This is a genomic window from Brevundimonas sp. Root1423, assembly GCF_001426805.1.
The window spans coordinates 134,704-154,154 of record NZ_LMFL01000008.1; the positions used below are offsets into that span (position 1 = coordinate 134,704).

The 19,451-nt window shown below is 67.9% G+C and carries 18 protein-coding genes and 3 pseudogenes; 10 read left to right on the top strand and 11 right to left on the bottom strand.

Going from position 1 to position 19,451, the window contains the following annotated elements:
* Nucleotides 1-4: 4 nt before the first annotated feature.
* The 5 genes from ASD25_RS05895 to ASD25_RS05915 form a co-directional block, all read right to left on the bottom strand.
* Nucleotides 5-598: a YfbR-like 5'-deoxynucleotidase gene (locus ASD25_RS05895; RefSeq protein ID WP_056615590.1), complete on the bottom strand. Its 594-nt coding sequence runs from the start codon at nt 596-598 to the stop codon at nt 5-7.
* Nucleotides 599-719: 121 nt separating this feature from the next.
* Complete coding sequence (locus ASD25_RS05900) at nt 720-1,640, bottom strand: hypothetical protein (RefSeq protein ID WP_056615496.1); 921 nt, start codon at nt 1,638-1,640, stop codon at nt 720-722.
* Nucleotides 1,641-1,738: 98 nt separating this feature from the next.
* On the bottom strand, nt 1,739-2,611 hold the full coding sequence (locus ASD25_RS05905; RefSeq protein ID WP_056615497.1) for a MoxR family ATPase: 873 nt from the start codon (nt 2,609-2,611) through the stop codon (nt 1,739-1,741).
* Nucleotides 2,612-2,669: 58 nt separating this feature from the next.
* Nucleotides 2,670-2,921: a hypothetical protein gene (locus ASD25_RS05910; protein ID WP_056615500.1), complete on the bottom strand. Its 252-nt coding sequence runs from the start codon at nt 2,919-2,921 to the stop codon at nt 2,670-2,672.
* 653 nt (nt 2,922-3,574) lie between these two features.
* Complete coding sequence (locus ASD25_RS05915) at nt 3,575-4,849, bottom strand: lytic murein transglycosylase (RefSeq protein ID WP_056615505.1); 1,275 nt, start codon at nt 4,847-4,849, stop codon at nt 3,575-3,577.
* A 159-nt stretch (nt 4,850-5,008) separates the two neighbouring features.
* Here ASD25_RS05915 and ASD25_RS05920 point away from each other — a divergent pair, with 159 nt between their 5' ends.
* Nucleotides 5,009-5,422, top strand: a complete 414-nt coding sequence (locus ASD25_RS05920) for a BLUF domain-containing protein (protein ID WP_056615509.1) — start codon at nt 5,009-5,011, stop codon at nt 5,420-5,422.
* On the opposite strand, the gene ASD25_RS05925 is transcribed toward ASD25_RS05920, so the two are convergent.
* Nucleotides 5,423-5,782, bottom strand: coding sequence for a DUF2200 domain-containing protein (locus tag ASD25_RS05925; RefSeq protein WP_056615512.1), 360 nt, complete (start codon nt 5,780-5,782; stop codon nt 5,423-5,425).
* Between the two features lie 160 nt (nt 5,783-5,942).
* Between ASD25_RS05925 and ykgO the strand changes: the two genes are divergently transcribed.
* The 5 genes and pseudogenes from ykgO to ASD25_RS05940 all read left to right on the top strand — a co-directional run bounded on the left by ykgO (nt 5,943) and on the right by ASD25_RS05940 (nt 7,281).
* Nucleotides 5,943-6,068, top strand: a complete 126-nt coding sequence (gene ykgO, locus ASD25_RS05930; RefSeq protein WP_055832286.1) for a type B 50S ribosomal protein L36 — start codon at nt 5,943-5,945, stop codon at nt 6,066-6,068.
* Between the two features lie 2 nt (nt 6,069-6,070).
* Nucleotides 6,071-6,168, top strand: a pseudogene (gene rpmJ, locus ASD25_RS31190) (50S ribosomal protein L36); the annotation flags it as partial.
* A 350-nt stretch (nt 6,169-6,518) separates the two neighbouring features.
* A partial coding sequence (locus ASD25_RS05935) for a GapR family DNA-binding domain-containing protein (RefSeq protein WP_156389204.1) occupies nt 6,519-6,746 on the top strand: 228 nt, incomplete at its 3' end.
* Between the two features lies 1 nt (nt 6,747).
* Nucleotides 6,748-6,925: pseudogene (locus tag ASD25_RS29185) on the top strand (DUF2312 domain-containing protein); the annotation flags it as partial.
* Between the two features lie 2 nt (nt 6,926-6,927).
* Nucleotides 6,928-7,281, top strand: a complete 354-nt coding sequence (locus ASD25_RS05940) for a hypothetical protein (RefSeq protein ID WP_156389206.1) — start codon at nt 6,928-6,930, stop codon at nt 7,279-7,281.
* Here ASD25_RS05940 and ASD25_RS05945 read toward each other — a convergent pair.
* From ASD25_RS05945 to ASD25_RS05955, 3 genes are all read right to left on the bottom strand, one after another.
* Entirely contained in the window at nt 7,278-10,049 is a 2,772-nt protein-coding gene (locus ASD25_RS05945; RefSeq protein ID WP_056615518.1) for a TonB-dependent receptor, read from the bottom strand. The two genes, ASD25_RS05940 and ASD25_RS05945, sit on opposite strands and share 4 nt — an antisense overlap.
* A 184-nt stretch (nt 10,050-10,233) precedes the next feature.
* Entirely contained in the window at nt 10,234-11,694 is a 1,461-nt protein-coding gene (locus ASD25_RS05950) for a sigma-54 dependent transcriptional regulator (RefSeq protein ID WP_056615593.1), read from the bottom strand.
* Nucleotides 11,695-11,828: 134 nt separating this feature from the next.
* On the bottom strand, nt 11,829-12,995 hold the full coding sequence (locus ASD25_RS05955; protein ID WP_235562630.1) for an aspartyl/asparaginyl beta-hydroxylase domain-containing protein: 1,167 nt from the start codon (nt 12,993-12,995) through the stop codon (nt 11,829-11,831).
* Nucleotides 12,996-13,515: 520 nt separating this feature from the next.
* Between ASD25_RS05955 and rplJ (ASD25_RS31665) the strand changes: the two genes are divergently transcribed.
* From rplJ (ASD25_RS31665) to ASD25_RS05970, 4 genes and pseudogenes are all read left to right on the top strand, one after another.
* Nucleotides 13,516-13,748, top strand: a 233-nt coding sequence (rplJ, locus tag ASD25_RS31665; RefSeq protein WP_082572507.1) for a 50S ribosomal protein L10, incomplete at its 3' end; no start/stop codon positions are given.
* A 1-nt stretch (nt 13,749) separates the two neighbouring features.
* Nucleotides 13,750-14,130 (top strand): annotated as a pseudogene (gene rplJ, locus ASD25_RS31670) (50S ribosomal protein L10); the annotation flags it as partial.
* Nucleotides 14,131-14,144: 14 nt separating this feature from the next.
* Nucleotides 14,145-14,513, top strand: coding sequence for a 50S ribosomal protein L7/L12 (rplL, locus tag ASD25_RS05965; RefSeq protein WP_056615529.1), 369 nt, complete (start codon nt 14,145-14,147; stop codon nt 14,511-14,513).
* A gap of 141 nt (nt 14,514-14,654) precedes the next feature.
* Nucleotides 14,655-15,332: a type 1 glutamine amidotransferase domain-containing protein gene (locus ASD25_RS05970; RefSeq protein ID WP_056615532.1), complete on the top strand. Its 678-nt coding sequence runs from the start codon at nt 14,655-14,657 to the stop codon at nt 15,330-15,332.
* 34 nt (nt 15,333-15,366) lie between these two features.
* On the opposite strand, the gene ASD25_RS05975 is transcribed toward ASD25_RS05970, so the two are convergent.
* Nucleotides 15,367-17,328: a M61 family metallopeptidase gene (locus ASD25_RS05975; protein WP_056615534.1), complete on the bottom strand. Its 1,962-nt coding sequence runs from the start codon at nt 17,326-17,328 to the stop codon at nt 15,367-15,369.
* A 17-nt stretch (nt 17,329-17,345) separates the two neighbouring features.
* Nucleotides 17,346-19,295 carry a M61 family metallopeptidase gene (locus ASD25_RS05980; RefSeq protein ID WP_056615596.1) on the bottom strand — a complete coding sequence of 650 codons (1,950 nt, stop codon included), beginning with the start codon at nt 19,293-19,295 and terminating at the stop codon, nt 17,346-17,348.
* Between the last annotated feature and the right edge of the window lie 156 nt (nt 19,296-19,451).

Genomic DNA, 19,451 nt, shown 5'->3' on the forward strand with positions numbered 1-19,451 from the left:
CGCTCTATTCCGTGTGCCAGGCGTCGGGGGCGGGGACGACCCCGGTCGCCTCGGCGAGGACACGGTAGCGCTCGAGATAGCGCTGCTGGGCCACCGGGGCGGGCAGGGGGTCGATGATCAGGTCGTAGCCCGCCGGCGGGGCGCCGAAGAGGGTCAGGCCCTCCTTTTTGGTGAAGCCCGCCAGCTGGGTGGCTTCGAAATATGCGCAGGCCACGTCGGCCTTCTTGATCAGGGTCTTGATCTCGACCGGGTTTTTGGGCGGCAGGCCGAAGCGGACGTGGATGGCGTCTTCGAGACGGGCCTCGAAGGCCTTGTAGTTGACGCCCAGCGCCGCCTTGAAGGGCGAGATCATGTCGCCGATGACGTATTCGGAGGCGTCGTGGAGCAGGGCGGCGAGACGCCATTTGGGCTCGAGCCCCGGCTGGATGTGGGCGGCGATCTCCTCGACGACGCAGGAGTGCTGGGCGACCGAAAAGGCGTGTTCGCCGGTCGTCTGGCCGTTCCAGCGGGCGACGCGGGCCAGGCCGTGGGCGATGTCCTCGATCTCGATGTCGAAGGGCGAGGGGTCCAGCAGGTCGAGCCGGCGGCCCGAAAGCATGCGCTGCCAGGCGCGGGGCGGTTTCGCGGATTTGCGGGGCGTGGCGGCCAAGGTTCTGTCCTGCTCTCGTGGGCAGGGTTGGTGACGCATCAGCGCGACGCGATCAAGGCCGGAGGCGGGCTTATTCGCCGACGTTGAGGGTGACGAGGTCCTTGGCGTCCTCGAAGGCGCGGCCGCGGTTGGTGTCCTTGGACCGGACGGTGGCGACGACCAGGGGGCCGCCAACGGGTCCCCGCGCCTCGAAGCCGACCAGACGCCAGCCCGATTCCGTTTCCCGGTTGTCGCTGAGGATCCAGCTGGTGCGGGTCGCCTCGCCGGCGGCGCTGGTGCGGATCTCGGCGGCATTGTTCTGGGCGTTGACGCTGAGGCTGTCGCCGCCGCCCGAGGAGGCGCGGACGCGGGCCGAGCCATCGCTGTCGTTGGCGTCGATGTGGAAGCCGCCGATCCGCACACTGGCCTGATCGCCCTTGGTCTCGATGCGCATGCCGGGCAGGCGAACGCTGGCGTCGTCGCCTTCGGCCTCGATCGCCACGCCCGGAGCCCGCACCGAGGCGCGATCCGCCTGGGCGGCGGCGCGGTCAGCCTGCGCCCCGGCCGCGTCAGCCTGGACGGCGGCCGCGTCAGCGGTGGCGGCTGCGGTGTCGGCGCTCGCCCGGGCCAGATCGGCCTGCATGCGGGCCTTCTCGGCGTCGGCCGAGGCCCTCAACTGCGCGACCGCGGCGGGAAGCGAAGCCGACAGGCGGGTTTCGAAGGACTTGAGCACATCGGCGGGGGCGGCGCCGTCGAGGGCGACGAGGTGAAGGCTGACTTCGGTCCCCTTGCGGCCCACGTAGGTGCAGACCTTGCCGCCGTCCTGCGCCGAACCCTTGCGGGTCAGCGAGCCCATGGTTTGCGGGCACTGCAGGGTGTCGACGACTTTCAACACGCCCTTGGCGTCGCTCTCGGTGGTGGTCGAGGTGATGCGCACCGAACGGTCGCCGTCGCAGGCGGCCGTCAGGGCGGCGAGGGCGCAGAGCGTGGGCAGGAGGAGGCGTAGGGTCATCTTGGGTGGTCCTGGTACGGTTCTATCCTGCGCGCGCGCGTTTCATTTGCCAGTGAAATCGCGGTAAGGCGTGTGTCCGTATCGCAACGCAACTGTGTTTAGCCGCCGGGTCGCGAGCCCTCGCGGCGGCTGAGGAAGGCGAGGCGTTCGAACAGGTGGACGTCCTGTTCGTTCTTCAGCAGGGCGCCATGCAGGGGCGGGATCAGCTTGTTGGGAGACTTCTCGCGCAGGGTCTCGGGGTCGATGTCCTCGACGAGCAGCAGTTTCAGCCAGTCGAGCAGTTCCGAGGTCGAGGGCTTCTTCTTCAGGCCCGGCGTGTCGCGGATTTCGTAGAAGGTTCGAAGGGCTTCCGAGACGAGGCGCGGCTTGATGCCCGGGAAGTGGACCTCGACGATGGCGCGCATCGTCTCGTCGTCGGGGAAGCGGATGTAGTGGAAGAAGCAGCGGCGCAGGAAGGCGTCGGGCAGTTCCTTCTCGTTGTTGGAGGTGATGATGACGACGGGCCGGACCTCGGCGCGGATCGTCTCGTCCGTCTCCTGGACGTAGAACTCCATCCGATCGAGTTCCTGCAGCAGGTCGTTGGGGAATTCGATGTCGGCCTTGTCGATCTCGTCGATCAGCAGGACGGGTCGGTCGGGGGCCGTGAAGGCCTCCCACAGCTTGCCGGGCTTGAGGTAGTTGCGGACATCGTGGACGCGTTCCTCGCCCAGCTGGCTGTCCCGCAGGCGCGAGACGGCGTCGTATTCGTACAGGCCGTTGTGGGCCTTGGTCGTGGACTTGATGTGCCAGGTGATCAGGGGAGCGTTCATGGCCCGGGCGATCTCATAGGCCAGGACCGTCTTGCCCGTGCCGGGCTCGCCCTTGATCAGCAGAGGGCGTTCGAGCGCCACGGCGGCGTTGACCGCTATCTTCAGGTCGTCGGTGGCGATGTAGTTCGAAGTGCCTTCGAAGCGATCGGACGAACGGGACATGGAGAGCTCCGGCGGGTGTCCGGTTCGGGTTAGCGAAGGCGGGACGGGTTAACAACGATCATGTGGGTTCGGGCGCGGCGATGTCTTCCTCGTTGGCGCGGCGTTCCATGGCTTCCAGCTGGAACAGGGGCTTCGACAGGACGAAGTCCTCGATGTCTACCGGACGGCCGGCGCGGACGATGCGCAGATACATTTCCTCGCGGTTGGACATGGGCTCGTATTCACCGGTCGGCAGGCCCTTCAGGCGGATGAGCTGCAGGGCGCGGATGAAGTCGCGATCGGTCAGTCGGGCTGATTTGCGGCGGGTCATGGCGTTCTCCTGTCCATGAGGCATGGGTCGACGCGCTGTGGCGACGGGCCGCCAAAGCTGGGGAGGGCGCGGGGCGACCGGGCCCGCCCGGTGCTGTTTCAGAGTTACCGTTTCGACGAGACAGACCGCCCCGCGTCGTCGTTTTCCACGCGCGTGCCGGCCGCCGGCCCTGTTCGGGCCTTGCCGGCGCCCGGATGGTTCCTTGCGGAGCCGGCCCGGGGGGAGACTTGCGGAGGCGTCAGCGCCGCAGAGGTCCCGCACAGAAGCGCGCGGCGAGCAGGGGGACGCCATCCATCGACGTCCTCAAGGACCCCCGGCGTAAGCGCCGCCGGGCTTCATCGCTCGACCACAGCCCGCCGACATCGAGAAGCGTGGATCCGACGCCCTCCCCACCGACGGGATGGGAGAATTATGGGGCCGACTCCACGTGCGGCTACGAAATGACGCTGCCTGCGGAAATATCCCGCACATGATCAACAGGTTGGCGTTTGCAACTTGTCTGTTTGGCGGCGAATTGCTCGCATCGTCTCCTCCCTGTTCGCGTAGCGAATGGGGAGGGGGCCGCGAAGCGGTGGAAGCGCGGCCCCCCTCCGTCACGGCGCGAACAGCGCCGCGCCACCTCCCCATCGGAAATGGGGAGGAGACGGGAGGGGTTACCCCGCCCTTCGGATCAGCTCATCCGCCAGATCGGCGGTCAGATACCCGTCCGCCACACGCCCGGAAGCGATCTGCCAGCGGCGCAGCGCGGCGCGGGTGTTGGCGCCGACGACGCCGTCGACGCCGCCGGTGTCATAGCCCAGGGCGGTCAGGGCGCGCTGGGCGCCGATGCGCTGGTCTCGCGACAGGGGGGCGTCGTCAGGCCATGTCCCCACGAGCCCGGGTTTGCCCGCGATGCCGTCGGCGGTGAGGCCGATGGCGAGCGCATAGGAGACCGAGTTGTTGTAGCGGCGGATCACATAGTGATTGGGCAGGGCCAGGAAGGCCGGGCCGCGCGCGCCCTGGGGCAGGAGGATGACGCCTTCCTCCAGCGCCTCGGCGTCTGTGGGAGCGCCGCCGCGCGCGAGGGTCACGCCGCGTCCGGCCCAATAGCGCCAGTTATGACGCGGGCCCTCGGCCTCGGCGTAGTCGAAGCCGGAGGGCAGGGCGACCTCATAACCCCAGCTCTGGCCGCGCTTCCAGCCGGCCTGGGCCAGCAGGTTGGCTGCGGAGGCGAGGGAGTCGGCGTCCGAGCCCCAGATGTCGACCTTGCCATCGCCGGTCTGGTCGACGCCGAGGCGCAGGAAGTTGTCGGGCATGAACTGGGTCTGGCCCATGGCCCCGGCCCAGCTGCCCTTCAGGCCCGCGCGTGCGCGGCGGCCGTCGACGACGATGTCCAGCGCATCCTTCAGCTGGGCCTCGGCCCAGTCGCGGCGGCGCCCGTCGAAGGCGAGGGTGGCCAGTGAGCGGATGACGTCATAATCGCCCTGGACCGCGCCGAAGCTGCTCTCGTTGCCCCAGATGGAGACGAGGATCTCGGCCGGCACGCCGAAGCGTTGGGTGACCTCCCACGGCACGCGGTCGACGCGCTGGCGGCCCTGGGCGATGCGCGTGGCGGAGGCGGCAGACTGGATATAGGCGCCGGCGGGACGGCTGAACTCGGGCTGATTGCCATCGAGGCGGATGACGGAGGCGTCCGGGGTCAGGCCGGCCAGTTCGCGGGCGTACTGATCCCGACGGACGCCGCCGTGACGCGAAAGGAAGCCCTGTTTCCAGCCCTCGAACCCGGCCTGGTCGGCGGGATTGGCCGGGGGCGGAGCGGGCGTGGGCGCGGGAGCGGCCGGCGACGCGGGCGCGGGCGCCGGAGTCGGCCTCACCGGCGGGGCCTCCGGCAGCATGGGCGCGCAGGCGGCGACGGAACAGATGAGGATGAGTCGAAGGCTGATACGCATGATGCAGGTGTAGAGTCCCCGATGGCCGCCCCGTCATAACAAGTGCGCGAGGCCGGGAAGCGTTGCTGCAATAACCCACCCTTCACACCAGATAGCAGCGGCATTGCTTGCGCGAAGGGCGTACACCCCGCGCGGGCGCTTGGCCCCAAGGCAATCGCGATGCGCGAGAATCTCAAACGGCTGGTCTGTCGCAGCGAGTCCCTGATCGACCATGACGACGTGGTGGCGCTGGATGCGATCTTCCGCACGTCGCTGGCCCACAACAAGCGAGACAGGATCACCGGAGCCCTCGCCCTGCCGGACGGGAAGTTCGTTCAGGTCATCGAAGGCTCGGAGGCGCATCTGGACGCGCTGATGGTCCGAATCCGGGCCGATCGGCGGCATGAGAAGCTGGCGGTCCTGGGCGAATGGGCGGTGACGGCGCGGCTGTTTGAGGGCTGGGCGATGGCGCGGCCGGACCCGACGCCGCTGAGTCAGCAGGCGTTCAACATCGTCACCGAGGACGGCAGCGGGGTGCAGGTGACCGGCGTGCTGCTGGGAATGACCGCGGGGCCCGTAGAGACCTGGTTCTGATCAGACCGGCTCTCGCAGGATTTTCTCCATCGCCTTCCCCCTGGCGAGCTCGTCGATGAGTTTGTCCAGGTAGCGGATTTCCCGCATCAGCGGCTCCTCGATGGTTTCGACGCGGATGCCGCAGATCAGGCCGGTTATTGCGGCGCGGGCGGGGTTCAGCCGGGGCGCTTCACCGTAGAAGGTTTCGAGATCGGACTTGTCGGCCAGGCAGGCCTCGAACTGCTCCCGGCTGTAGCCGGTGAGCCAGAGGATGATCCGGTCGACCTCTTCCTTTGTGCGGCCCTTCTTCTCCGCCTTGGCGATGTAGTGCGGGTAGACGCTGGCGAAGCTGTATCTGTAGACCCGTTCGTTGCTGGCCATGAAGCCCTCCCTCCGCGTAGCAACGCGAGTGTGCCGCAAGCCGGTCTGCAAATCACGCCAGTCCGTGGTTGACGATTCCGGGAAGCCTCTCTATACGCACCGCTCCGCCGCAGGTCTTGCCCGCGGCTTTTCTGTTTTGCTTTGCCTCAGGACGACGACCATGAAGGTCCGCAGCTCGCTCAAGTCGCTCAAGACCCGCCACCGCGACTGCAAGGTCGTGCGCCGCAAGGGTGTTGTGTACGTGATCAACAAGACCGACCCGCGCTTCAAGGCGAAGCAGGGCTAAGNTCAAGACCCGCCACCGCGACTGCAAGGTCGTGCGCCGCAAGGGTGTTGTGTACGTGATCAACAAGACCGACCCGCGCTTCAAGGCGAAGCAGGGCTAAGGTCTTTCCACGCCTTACGGCGCGGTACGAAATTCCAAAGGCTGCGGACTTGTCCGCAGCCTTTTTCGCGTCTGCTCCCAGCGATCGTTGAGTCGCGCGCTCGGGCGTGGTTAGCGTCCTTCATCTTTGTTGCCCTATCGGCCTTCGGCCTACTTGAGGGCGGTTTATCCGGAGTTCTCCCTTGGCCGACGACGCTTCCTTCGATTCCTCGCCCGACGTCCTGACCTCGGCCGCCCAGGGCCGGCTGCGCACCATCATCGAGNGGCGCGGGCGGTTTCCGACCCGGCCCAGCTTCGGGCGGGGGTATCGGCCTTCGGCCTACTTGAGGGCGGTTTATCCGGAGTTCTCCCTTGGCCGACGACGCTTCCTTCGATTCCTCGCCCGACGTCCTGACCTCGGCCGCCCAGGGCCGGCTGCGCACCATCATCGAGCGCATCGAGCGTCTGGAAGAGGACAAGGCCGCCGTCATGGCCGACATGAAGGAGGTCTTCCTGGAGGCCAAGGGCGAGGGCTACGACGTCAAGATCCTGCGCAAGGTCATCCGCATCCGGACCGACTTGTATTTCGATGTCAGGGCCNAGAGGACAAGGCCGCCGTCATGGCCGACATGAAGGAGGTCTTCCTGGAGGCCAAGGGCGAGGGCTACGACGTCAAGATCCTGCGCAAGGTCATCCGCATCCGGAAACAGGACAAGGCCAAGCGGCAGGAAGAGGACGCGATCCTGGACCTGTACATGTCGGCGCTGGGCGAGATCTGACCCTGAAGCGAACCGGCTTCGGCGGGGGGAAGGGCGGTTCGAAAAAACCGCCCGCCAGTCCGTTCGAGGCCGAACGCAAGGCGGCCCAGCGGGCGGCCCTCAATGCCTTAAGACGCGCCCGCCGCTCGGCAGAGAAGGCGGGCGTTTCGCTGTCCGAATGGGAGGGCGAATTCATCGACTCGGTCAGCGAGCGAGTGAAGACCCACGGCCGCGCCTTCGGCGACCCCGAGAAGGGCGCGCCGGGGCAGGCGCTGTCGGCCATGCAGGGCCGCAAGCTGAAGGAGATCGCGGCCAAGGCCAAGGGCGAGGCGCCGAAGCGGCGCTGGGGGCGAAAGGCCCCCGACGCCGACGGCTAGAACAGGATCTTGCGGAACGTCAGGCTGATGGTCCGGCCCATGGGGTCGAGGTAGTCGGGTTGGTAGTTCAGCGGCGCGTCGCCGGCGCTGGAGGTCACTTCCAGACGGCTGTCGAAGATGTTCTGGACGCCGAGGTTGAGGCGCGCGCCCTTGAGCCAGGGATATTTGGCGACCCATGACGCCTGCCCGCCCAGGTCGACGAAGACGTTCAGATTGACCGTGGCCAGATCCGAGAACGACAGGTCGGGTCCGGTTCCACCGTCGACGAAGGTGCCCTCGCGCCAGTTGGCGTTGAGGAAGGCGCCCATGCCGCTCTTGAAGACGCCGGCCTGGGCCTGGATCTCGTTGCGGGGGGTGCCGCCGCGGCTGCCGGTGGCGGAGCCGTCCAGCAGGTCGAGAACAGGCAGACCCTCGGCGATGACGATCTCATCCTGGATCCGGTAGGTGTGGTAGACCGACAGATTGAAGCGGCCCTGGCCGGGCTGCATGCCGCCGCCACGGCCGCCCCCGCCGCCGCCCATGCGCATCTGGCCGCCACCGCCTCCGCCGCCGGGAGAACCGCTGAAGGTCACTCGTGCTCCGGGCGGGAGGGGCGCACCGTCGGAGGTAATGATCATGGGGCCGCCGGCCGGACGTGCGCCGCCGGGCTGCCCCGGCAAGGGCGTGGCGGCCGGATTGGGCTTGCCGAAGGCGCGCGAGTAGTTGACCCCGGTGCGGATGTCCTGACGCTCGAAGCGGTCGAAGTTGAGCGCCCGGCCGTCGAACGACAGCAGATTGCCGGCGGCGTCGCGGACGAAGCGGCCGGGCAGGGCCGCCTCGAGGTCGGGCGTCAGGGTCGGGAAGCCGGCGATGGCGTCTTCCGTCAGACTGTACGTCCAGGTCGACTGGATGCGGAAATCGGTCTCGGACCAGGGCTTGAGGGTGCCGCCCAGCTTCCAGACCTTGCGGTGGTCGGCGTTCAGGCCGGGGTTGCCGCCGTCGATGCGGGTCACGAACACCGTCTGGCCGGTGGCGAAGTCGAACACCGGCACGTTCGGCGTGGCGATGATCGGGTCGTTCAGCTGCGAGATCGAGGGCGCGCCCTGTTCGTCGGTGTAGCTGACCAGCAGGGAGACGGGCTCGATCGGCGACCAGTTGACCCCGAAGCCAAGCGTGGACAGGCCGCCGAAGTCCGACAGTTCCTCATAGCCGACATTGAAATTGGCCGAGAGGTCGCCGAACTGCGGCAGGACGCCCTGGCGGCGGCTGGCGATAGGGATGCCGAAGCTGGCCTGGGCGTTGACGCGGTCCCGGGACTGCGAGCGGTCGATGATCAGACCCGAACGGTTGGTGACCGAATCCAGAGAGCGGGTGTCGGCGCCGAGCTTGAAGGTCGAGGAGATGCCGCCGGCCGGAAGGTCGTAGACGTCGCCGTTCAGGACGAGCTCGCCGGCCAGAACCTGGGAGACCGAATTGGCCGTGTCGTCGGGCAGGGCGGTGAAGTCCGCGGGGTTGAGGGGACTGGCGAACGGGTTTGCGGTCGGGTCGTTGGCGGTCAGGCGCGTCTGGAAGGGCGCGGCGCCGAAGCCGCGGCCGGTGAGGGTGTCCGTTTCCACGCGGTCGTAGGATCCGGTCAGGGTCCAGCGCCAGTCCTCGCCGATGAAGCCGTCCAGAACGCCGGCGATGCGGCCGGTCAGGGTGTCGGTTTCCCGGTCCATGTTGTCCGGGGCGTCGAGGTAACGGAAGACCAGAACGTCATTGGCGAAGGGCGAGAACGGGTTGCCGTCCGGCAAGGTCAGGACCACGCCGGGCAGGCCATTGTAGCTGTGGCTGGTGTTGTTCTCGAGGCTGCCGCTGAGCGTGCCCTGGGTGGTGCCGTTGATGTCGCGCTTGAGGGTGCCGCGCACCGTGGAGCGCTCGGCGGCGGACAGCAGGGTGCGGTAGGCGCCCAGGTCGGTGGTGCGCGGGTCCCCGGCCACCGAGGCGAAGTTGGCGATGGTCGGCGCGCCCGTGGCGGGCACCGGGTTGACGATAACGGTCGAGCCGACCGCGGCCGAGAGGGCCGGATCGATCTCGGCGCCGTAGGGCGCGCCGGAAATGTTGCCGATCAGGTCGTAGGGCAGGGCGCCCGGGTCGCGGACGATGTCGCGCTCGGATTCGTACAGCGGGGTCGAGCGTTCGTATTCGGCGTCGAGCGACCAGCGGGTGGCGCCGGCGATATTCAGGACGTTGCCCTCGATCTCGCCGATGGTGCGGCCGCCCTGTGTCGGGGCGCGGCCCGAGAGCTGGCCCACCAGCGAGCGGAAATTGGCCTTGAGCACGAAGTTCACCACCCGCTGGTCGGCGCGGTAGCCGTACTCCAGCGCGACTTCCTCGGGCAGGATATCGGTGCGTTCGATCGCCTCGGTCGGGATGCCCTGGATTTCCTGGAAGCCGGAGATGCGGCGGCCGTTGACCAGAAACACCGGCTGGCCGCCTTCCCGGCCGCGCGTGCTGCGGGTCAGGGGCTCCAGATAGGTCAGCAGTTCGGCGATGTCGGAGGCGCCATAGGCCTGGATCTGTTCGGCGGTCAGGGTGACGTCCGGCGGGATGTCGGAATTGACGCTGCCGCGCGGGCGGGCGCCGGTGGTGACCACCGTGCCGAGGTCGTAAGCGTCGTCATCCGTGCGCGCGGGCGCGGTCGCAGCGGGCGCAGGGGCCGGCGGCGTTTGCGGAGCGGCCGCTTGCGGCGGCGCGGTCTGGATAGCCCCGGCCATGAGTCCGGACAGGGCGGTGGTGACGAGAAGCATGCGATGGCCTTGGGGGAGGAGGACGAAGCTGCAACGTCGCCCGCTCGTGTTTCCGTCGCGTTTCAGCGACGAAACCGAAAGTTGCGGCAGCGCACAGCCCATGCGTCTTCGACTGTAGCGGCGCTGCTGGCCAATGAACTTTTGGTCAGACTACGGGCTTTGCGAAGGCCGCTGCTGCAGCTTCCTAACCGACTTCCCGGAGACTGCCTTCCAGGCCCTGTTCGCGGACCTTGCGGTAGAGGGTCGAGCGGCCGATGCCGAGCCGGCGCGCGATCTCCGACATATGGCCGGCGTAGACCTCGATGGCGTGCTGGATGAGGTCGCGCTCGATCTCCTCGAGGGTCCGCAGATGGCCGCGCTCGTCGAGGATGCGAATGGGCGAATCGGGCAGCTCGGGAAGGTCGATGTCGCCCGCGGCCACCGGGATCCCGACGGCGTTCGCTTCGACTTCATGGTCGGCCAGCGGCGTGGCGCGGCCGGAGATGGCGGGGAAGTCGTGCGGCTGGAGGAAGGGCGCGTCGGCCAGCACGATGGCGCGATAGACGGCGTTCTCGAGCTGACGGACGTTGCCGGGCCAGTCGAAGGCGCACAGCAGGGCCAAGGTCTCACCGGAGCAGCCGGCGATGCGCTTGCCTTCCTCGACATTGAAGCGGGCGATGAAGTGGTCGACCAGGGCCGGGATGTCCTCGCGGCGTTCGCGCAGGGACGGGGCTTCGATCGGGAAGACGTTCAAACGATAGAACAGATCCTCGCGGAAGGCGCCTTCGCGCACCTGCTGGGCCGGGTCGCGATTGGTGGCGGAGACGATGCGGACGTCGACCTTGACCGAGCGTTTGGCGCCGACCGGGTCGATCTCGCCCTCCTGAAGGGCGCGCAGCAGCTTGACCTGCATATCCAGCGGCAACTCGCCAATCTCATCGAGAAACAGGGTGCCGCCGTTGGCCTCCATGAACTTGCCAAGGTGTTTGTCGTGAGCGCCGGTGAAGGCGCCCTTCTCGTGCCCGAACAGGATCGACTCGATCAGGTTCGAGGGCAGGGCGCCGCAGTTGACGGCCACGAAGGGCTTGCCCGAACGGTCCGAGGCGCCGTGCAGGGCGCGGGCGATGACTTCCTTGCCGACGCCGCTTTCGCCGGTGATGAGGACGGGGATGGAGGATTTCGCGGCGCGGGCGCCCAACGACTTGACCATGCGCATCGGCGCGGACTGGCCGACGAGGTCGTCGAAGGAGGTGCGACCGCTGACGTGCTTCTTCAGGCGGCCGACCTCAGCGGTCAGGCGGGTCATCTGAAGGGCGTTCGAGACGCCCACCAGCAGGCGTTCGGCCGAAACGGGTTTGACGAAGAAGTCCTGGGCGCCGGCCTGCATGGCCTTGACCACAGCGTCGACGCCGCCCGAGGCGGTCAGCACGATGACGGGCGTGGTGACGCCGGCGGTGCGGATTTCGGCGAGGGCCTCCATGCCGCTCATGCCCGGCATGACCATGTCCAGCAGGACGACGTCGGCGCCGCCCCCCTTGGTCAGACGGTCGATGGCCTCACCGCCGGATTCGGCGTGGACGACCGCGTAGCCTTCGCGCTCCAGCACGGCCTGGGCGAGGCGGCGCTGGGTCGGATCGTCGTCCACCACCAGAACGGTCTTGGCCATGGGATAGCGCCCCTTCATCATCACGTCGGCCGGTCTCTGCGCGAAGCTGGACTGGCTCATTCCGGGACGTTTCTACCCGGCTCAAGGTGAAGATCGGGTTGTGCGGGGTGGTGAGCGCCGGGTTAACGGGAGGCTCAGCCGGCCGCCGTGAAGCTGCGCTGGGCCTTCATCATGGCGGTGATCAGGGTCTTCTCGCCGTCCGTCAGCCACGGGTTCCAGATGTCGAAGATCAGGATGACCCGCATCTGATCGGCGTCATTCCAGGCCTCGTGCTCGATCGTGTCGTCGAAGACCCAGGCTTCGCCCATCTTCCAGTCGCGGACGGTGTTGCCGACGCGGAACCGGGCCGGACCGGGCAGGATGAGCGGCAGGTGGGTCAGCAGACGGACGTTGGACGAGCCCGTATGGGCGGGAATGTGGGTGTGAGGCTGGAGCGCCGAAAAGACGGCGGTGGGGGCGAAGCCTTCCTGCCGGCACATCGGCAGTGACTCCAGCAGGGCGGCGGTCCGGGGGCAGCGTTCGCAGACTGCCTCCTGACGCGCGCCGTCGCGCCACAGCCAGAGCGAGGACCATTTGCGCGAATGGTTCAACTCGCCCCACTGATTGACGGGAGCCCCCTTTGGATAGGCGATGTAGGGGGCGAATTCGTCCATGGACGAGGCCAGCAGGGCCTCAAGCTCCGCCTGGATGACGGGGGTGGCGGCCTCCAGCTGTTCCAGCCAGGGGAACAGGGCGCGGTCGTAGAAGGGAATGGCGGGCAGGCGGGGATAGTCGAGCAGCAGGGGTTCCTGCTTCGGCGCCGTCTTCAGGCCGGCGTAGATTTCCAGCCCCTCGTCGAACCGGTCGAGGGCGGCGGGGTCGAGCGTGTCGCGAAGGCCGGCGACCGCGTTCCGCATATGGTCGCGGAGGGCTTCGGCATGGCGGCGGACGACGCCGTCGGCGTGGTCCATCTGGGCCGCGACCGGGGGCGGGCAGCGCTCGCGCGGCGGGGCGATCTTCAGCGCGTTTCGATAGACGTCGACGGCGGCGACGCCCTGGCCGATCTTCTCCAGCATCGCCGCCTTGCCCAGCAGGGCGGTGAAGTCATACGGCTGCATGGCGAGGGCGTCGTCCAGCACCACCAGCGCGCCGTTGAAGTCGCCGATCAGCCTGAGCGCCAATGCCCGGTTCAGGGTGCCGTTGTGGGTGACTCCGAGCCGGTCGGCCTGATCCAGCAGGCCGAGGGCGGATTGCGGATCGCGGCGAGCCAGCGCCTCGGCGGCGCGGCGCAACAACTCAGCCTGTGGTCCGTCCTGCGTCACGCGGGGTCCCCCGATCCCGATTTGATGACAGGACTGTAATGATCGACGCGGGGGGCGCGTCAAGCGCGGTCAGCGCACATGGAGGGTTTTCCGGCCCTCCCGCGCGGAAAACGGGGCGGGTGCTTGAGTTCGCGGGATATCCGTGTATAGAGCGCGCCTTCTCCGTCATGGCCCCGTGTCATGGCGGTCCTGTCCGAGAACTTCGGGGCGTGGGGGTCACCCGCGCCGTAAATGTCAGAGAGCCCTCTGACGCCGTGGGGAGATGGGGATGCAGACGGCCATCGTCGACCCGGTATCCGGGCCGCACGAGGTTCGAGCCTCCTTCGGACATTACGACCGGCCTGAACGCTTCGGATGGGGATGCAGACGGCCATCGTCGACCCGGTATCCGGGCCGCACGAGGTTCGAGCCTCCTTCGGACATTACGACCGGCCTGAACGCTTCGCAGCGATGCGGCGCGCTTTGGCCAAATCCGTCGTCGGGAATAAGCCCGGCGGCGAATACCAGACTGGAGACCGCAATGGACCGCGCACAAAAAGCCGAGTCGATCGAAACGCTGAAGGGCGTTTTCGCCGACGCGGGCGCCGTGGTCGTGACCCACAACCTGGGTCTGACCGTTGCGGACATGGAAGATCTGCGTGGACGTCTTCGCAAAGAAGGCGGCACGTTCAAGGTGGTCAAGAACCGCCTGGCGCTCAAGGCGCTGGATGCCGCCGAAGGCAGCGATTACCACGGCCTGTTCAAGGGTCCCGTNGAAGGCGGCACGTTCAAGGTGGTCAAGAACCGCCTGGCGCTCAAGGCGCTGGATGCCGCCGAAGGCAGCGATTACCACGGCCTGTTCAAGGGTCCCGTGGGCATCGCCTATGCCGACGATGCGGTGACGGCCGCCAAGATCACCGCTGAATACGCCAAGGCGAACGACAAGTTCATCGTCCTGGGCGGCTTCATGGGTGAGAAGGTTCTGGACGCGAAGGGCGTGGAGGTTCTCTCCAAACTGCCGTCGCTGGACCAGATCCGCGCTTCGCTGCTCGGCCTGCTCAACGCCCCCGCGACCAAGATCGCCGGCGTCGTTCAAGCCCCGGCTTCCCAACTGGCCCGCGTGTTCAGCGCGTACGCCTCGAAGGACGCCGCGTAAGCGGAACCGCCAAAATCGTTGAAGACCTGTCGAAGCTGACCGTTCTGGAAGCCGCCGAACTGTCCAAGCTGCTGGAAGAAAAGTGGGGCGTCAGCGCCGCTGCTCCGGTCGCCATGGCCATGCCCGCCGGCGGCGGCGCCGGCGCTCCCGCCGAAGCTGCTGAAGAGCAAACCGAGTTCACCGTTGTCCTGCTGGACGGCGGCGACAAGAAGATCAACGTGATCAAGGAAGTCCGTGGCGTGCGTTCGGACCTGGGTCTGAAGGAAGCCAAGGACCTGGTCGAAGGCGCTCCGCAGAACGTCGTCGAGAACGTCTCGAAGCAAGCCGCCGACGAAGTCGCCAAGAAGCTGACGGAGGCCGGCGCCAAGGTCCAGGTCAAGTAAGACCGACCACGGCATCGGGCGCTTCGGCGCCTCGAAATCGCAGGCCCGAAGGGAAACCTTCGGGCCTGTTTTCGTTTGGGGCGTGGCGGGTGCGGGGCAGGCTCCCCACCTCCGTCTCTCCGCAACCGAAAAGGCCTCCCCATGAAAATCCTGATGGTGCTGACGTCACACGACGCGCTCGGCGACACCGGCAAGAAGACCGGTTTCTGGCTGGAGGAGTTCGCGGCGCCCTACTATGTGCTGAAGGACGCGGGGGCGGACATCACCCTGGCCTCGCCGAAGGGCGGCCAGCCGCCGCTGGACCCCAAGAGCGACGAGCCGGACGCCCAGACCGACGCCACGCGGCGTTTCAAGGACGACGCGGCCGCCAAGGCGGCGCTGGCCTCGACCCGCCCGCTGTCAGAGGTGTCGGCGGACGACTTTGACGCGGTCTTCTATCCGGGCGGGCACGGTCCGATGTGGGACCTGGCGGAAGACCCCGTCTCGATCGCGCTGATCGAAGCTTTCGCCAAAGCCGACAAGCCGGTCGGCGCGGTGTGCCACGCCCCGGCGGCCCTGCGCCATGTGAAGGGTCCGGACGGCGAATTCCTCGTCAAGGGCCGCAAGGTCACCGGCTTCACCAACGGCGAGGAAGAGGGCGTCGGCCTGACCGACATCGTGCCCTTCCTCGTCGAGGACATGCTGAAGGCCAACGGCGGGCTGTATTCCAAGGGGGCCGACTGGGGCGAACATGTCCTGATGGACGGCAAGCTGGTCACGGGCCAGAACCCGGCCTCCTCGGAAGGCGTGGCGAAGGCTCTGCTGGCCTTGCTGAAATAGAGGCGGCGAAGGGGGCGGCGGCCCCCCTCCGGGCTCAGCGCCGTCGTGGTGCGAGGATGTCGGCGAGGCGGTCGCGCGTTCCTTCGGTGCGGACCAGGCGCGGGTAGCGCAGGCCGTCGTGGTAGGCGAAGGACAGGGTGCGGAACTCGTCGCCGCGTTTGACCACGAGGATGATCGGGTCGGTCCCGCCCTTGGCCGCCGTGACAGCGTCGCGCAGGGCCTCGGCCGAGGCGGTGCGGTCGCCGACGGCGATCAAATCCCAGCCTGCGCCGAGGCCTTGCTCGAAGGCCGGGCTGCCCCAGCGAACCCCGGTGATGCGGTTGGCCGCATTGAGGTTGAAGCCGAGCGAGTACTGGAAGTCGGTCGCCCAGCCGGACTGGATGCGCTTCTCGAGGGCGTTCAGGTCGTCGACGTATGTCAGCCGGTAGCCGGCGCGGGCGATACCGTCGAGCGGGGCCTCGGCGTCGGGGCCGACGGCGTCCAGACGGGCGCGCAGGAAGGTCGCCCAGTCGTGCGGGTGGACGGCGTTCAGGGCCGCGACCACGTCGTCGAAGGTGTAGGGTTTGGCTTCCCAGACGCCGTCATCGACGCCGAAGAACCCCCTGGCGAAGTCGTCGAGGGATTTGCGCTCGTTGGTCTGCTCGCGGATCAGGGTGTCGACGTCGAGCCAGATCAGCTGGGCCTCGCGGTAGTAGTCACCGGTGCCGCGCATCCACGATCCCCAGGGGTTGGTGGTGCGGTAGCCGAGCAGGTTGTGGTTGGTGGTGTCCTGCAGCGAGCGCCACTGGCGGCCGGGCTGCTGGTCGTAGAAGCCGGCCACCTCGGCGAGGTTGGCGAGGGCCTCCTCCTTCGTCACCAGACCCGAGCGGGCGCCGAGGACGTCGCCCCAGTATTCGGTCTGGCCCTCGTAGACCCACATCAGGGTGTTCTGCGTGGGGAGGTTGAGGTTCTGGACGTATTCGTCTGACGGACGGCGGAATTTTCCGTTCCAGCTGTGGGTGAACTCGTGCGGCAGCAGGGTGCGGGCGCCGAAGTCGGGGCTGGAGCCGGTGAAGAAGGTCGGGCTGGCGGTGTTCTCGGACGAGCGGTGATGCTCGAGGCCGATACCGCCCATTTTCGAGGTCAGGCCGAGCAGGAATTCATAGTGATCGAAGTGGCGGGCACCGAAGAGGCGGTCGGCCTGGTCGACGAGGCTCCGGTATTGTTCGATCCGCTCGTCGGAGGCGGCGAGGGAGGCTGCGGTGTCGCCGACGAGGTTCAGATGCACGGGCGAACGGCCGCCCGGATCCAGGTCGATGCGGCGGTAGTGTTTGCCCGCGAACATCGGGCTGTCGGCCAGATGCTCGAGCGAGATGGGGGCGAAGGTCGCGATGTCGCCCTCGCGGCCCGTGGTGGTCAGGGCGACGCCGTAGTTCCAGCCTGCCGGCAATTTGACCGATGGGGCGAAGGTGATGCGGTCGTGGTTGTAACCCGCCGGATAGAGCAGGGCCTTCTCCCACTGAAGATTGACCATCTCTGGCGTCATGACCACGCGCCAGACGGCGTTGTCGGGCTGGGTCAGCCATTCGAAGGCGACCTGGATCTCGGTGACGCCCGCGGGGATGTCGAGGTGGAAGGCGTGGGGGTCGACGGTGTCGCGCACCCATTCGATCCGCCGGCCATTGCCGGTGACGGTCAGGCCGGAGACGAGCTGGATCGGGCCGGTGTCCGCATGATTGCCGGGGATGAATTTCGGATACTGCAGGACCAGATGGCCGGCCGAGACCGGGACGGTCTGGCGGACGCGAATGACCTTGTGGTCGAGGTCGGTCAGGTCCGCCTCGATGCCGATGACGCCCGGATAGTCCCGGTCCTGCGGCGCCGGGATGGGCGGCAGGGCGTGCGGCAGGCTGGTCGGGGCGGGCAGGGGGGTGGCGGCCTGCGACGCGGGAACCTGCGCGAGGGCGGGCAGGGCGGCCGAGGTCAGGAGCAGGGCGAGGGCGGCGGTGCGGATCATCTGATTGTCCCTCACGATCAACGGCGGCGGGGGGCGAGGATGTCGCCGAGACGGTCGGGGGTTCCGGCAATCCGCTCGAGGTGCGGGTAGCGCAGGCCGCCGTGGTAGTCGAAGGCGATGGTGCGGAAGCGATCGCCCTTCCGGAGCATCATCTCGATGGGGGTCGTGTTGCCCTTCGAGGCCGTGATGGCCTCGGAGATGGCGTCGGCGCTGGCGGCGCGGCCGTTGACGGCGACGACCTCCCAGCCCGAGGTCAGGCCAGCCTCGAAGGCGGGCGAGCCCCAGCGGACGGCGGTGACGCGGTTGGCGGGGTTCAGGCTGAGACCCAGCGAGTATGCGAAGTCGACGCGGCTGTATTCCCTGTTCAGGGCCTTGGAATAGTCGTTGGGCGTCTCGCGCCAGACGAGGCGGTAGCCGCCGCGCTCGATGCCGCCGTTGGGGGTGGGGGCGCCGGCGCCGACGGCGTCGAGACGGGTGCGCAGGAAGGTCGCCCAGTCATTGGACTGGACGCCGTTCAGGGTCGAGGTGACGTCGCTGAAGGTATAGGGGGCGGGGTCCCACTGCCCGTCCTGCACGCCGAAGAAGGCCTTGGCGAAGTCATCCAGCGACTTGCGGCCGTTGGTCTGCTCGCGGATCAAGGTGTCGGCGTCGAGCCAGATCATGGCGCCTTCGCGATAATAGTCCTCGCTGCGCTGGAAGCTGCCCCAGGGCTGGGGCCGGCGCTGGGCGATGATCGGATCGTTGGTGGTGTCCTGCATGGCCCGCCACGTCCGGCCGGGGTTGTCTTCGGCGTAGCTCGCAGCCGTATTTGCGAAGACGTCCAGCGCCTGCTGTTTGGTCATCAGGCCGGCGCGGGCGGTCAGGATCAGGCCCCAGTACTGGGTCTGGCCTTCGTAGACCCAGAGCAGGGAGTTCTGCAGCGGCTCGTTCAGGGTCGGGGTCAGCTGGTCGGCGGGGCGGCGCCATTTGCCGTTCCATGAGTGGGTGTATTCGTGGCCCAGCAGGTCGCGGTCGCCGATGGTCGCCTGTGCGTCGGTGAAATAGCGGGTGTCGACGCTGTTCTCGGACGAGCGGTGGTGCTCCAGCCCGATGCCGCCGAGGTCTTCGGTGACGGCCAGCAGGAAGTCGTAGTGATTGAAGTGGCGCGCGCCGTACAGGCGGTCAGCCTGACGGACCAGTTCGCGGTGCAGGGCGATATGCTCGTCGGTGGCGGCCAGCATGTCGGCGTCGTCTGCGACGATGTTGAGGCGGACGGGCGAACGGCCGCCCGGATCGAGATCGATCTGGCGATAGTGGGCGCCGGCGAAGACCGGGCTGTCGGCGAAATGCTCGAGCGTGATGGGGGCGAAGGTCGCGACGCCGTTCTGGAAGGCGCGGGTGTCCAGCGCCGTGCCGTACTGCCAGCCCGCCGGGAGACGCAGGGTCGGTTCAATGGTGATCTGGCGGGAATAGTAGCCGGCCGGATAGAGGACGGCCTTCTCCCACTGGATGTTCAGCATCTCGTCGGTGAAGACGATGCGGCCCTGCGAGCCCTCGATCGGGGTCAGCCATTTGAAGGCGACGTCGACGGCGGAGACGCCGGCAGGGACCTCTACCTCATAGGCGTTGGTGTTGGCGGTGTTGCGGACCCAGCGGAGTTCCTGACCGCCGGCGGTGATGTGCAGGTCGCCGATGTCGTCCACCGGGCCGACGGGGCCGTGATTGCCGGGAATCCACTGCGGATAGAGCAGGATCAGCGGACCGGGGCCGGCGACCGGGATGGTCTGTCTGACGGAGACGATGCGGCGGTCGATGTCGGTGGCGTCCATCTCCAGCTTGATGACGCCGGGGTAGGCCACGTCGCGCGGGGCGGGGATGGGGGCAAGGACGCGGTCGAGGGCGGGCGTTCCGACCTGGGCCAGGCCGGGCGCGGCCCCGAACAGAAGGGCGGCGGCGCAGGCGGAGGCGAGCAGGCGGGCAGGACGCATCATCGGAACACTCGGAGGCCTAGGGGAGGCGCAGATCACGCCGGGGGCGCGGACCGGTCAAGCCGAACGCGCCCGCGCCGGATTAAAACGCCGTCATGTTCCGGGTTCCGTCGGTTGTGATTGGGCGGCGCAGTCGGCGCGTTGAGCGGCCCCTCA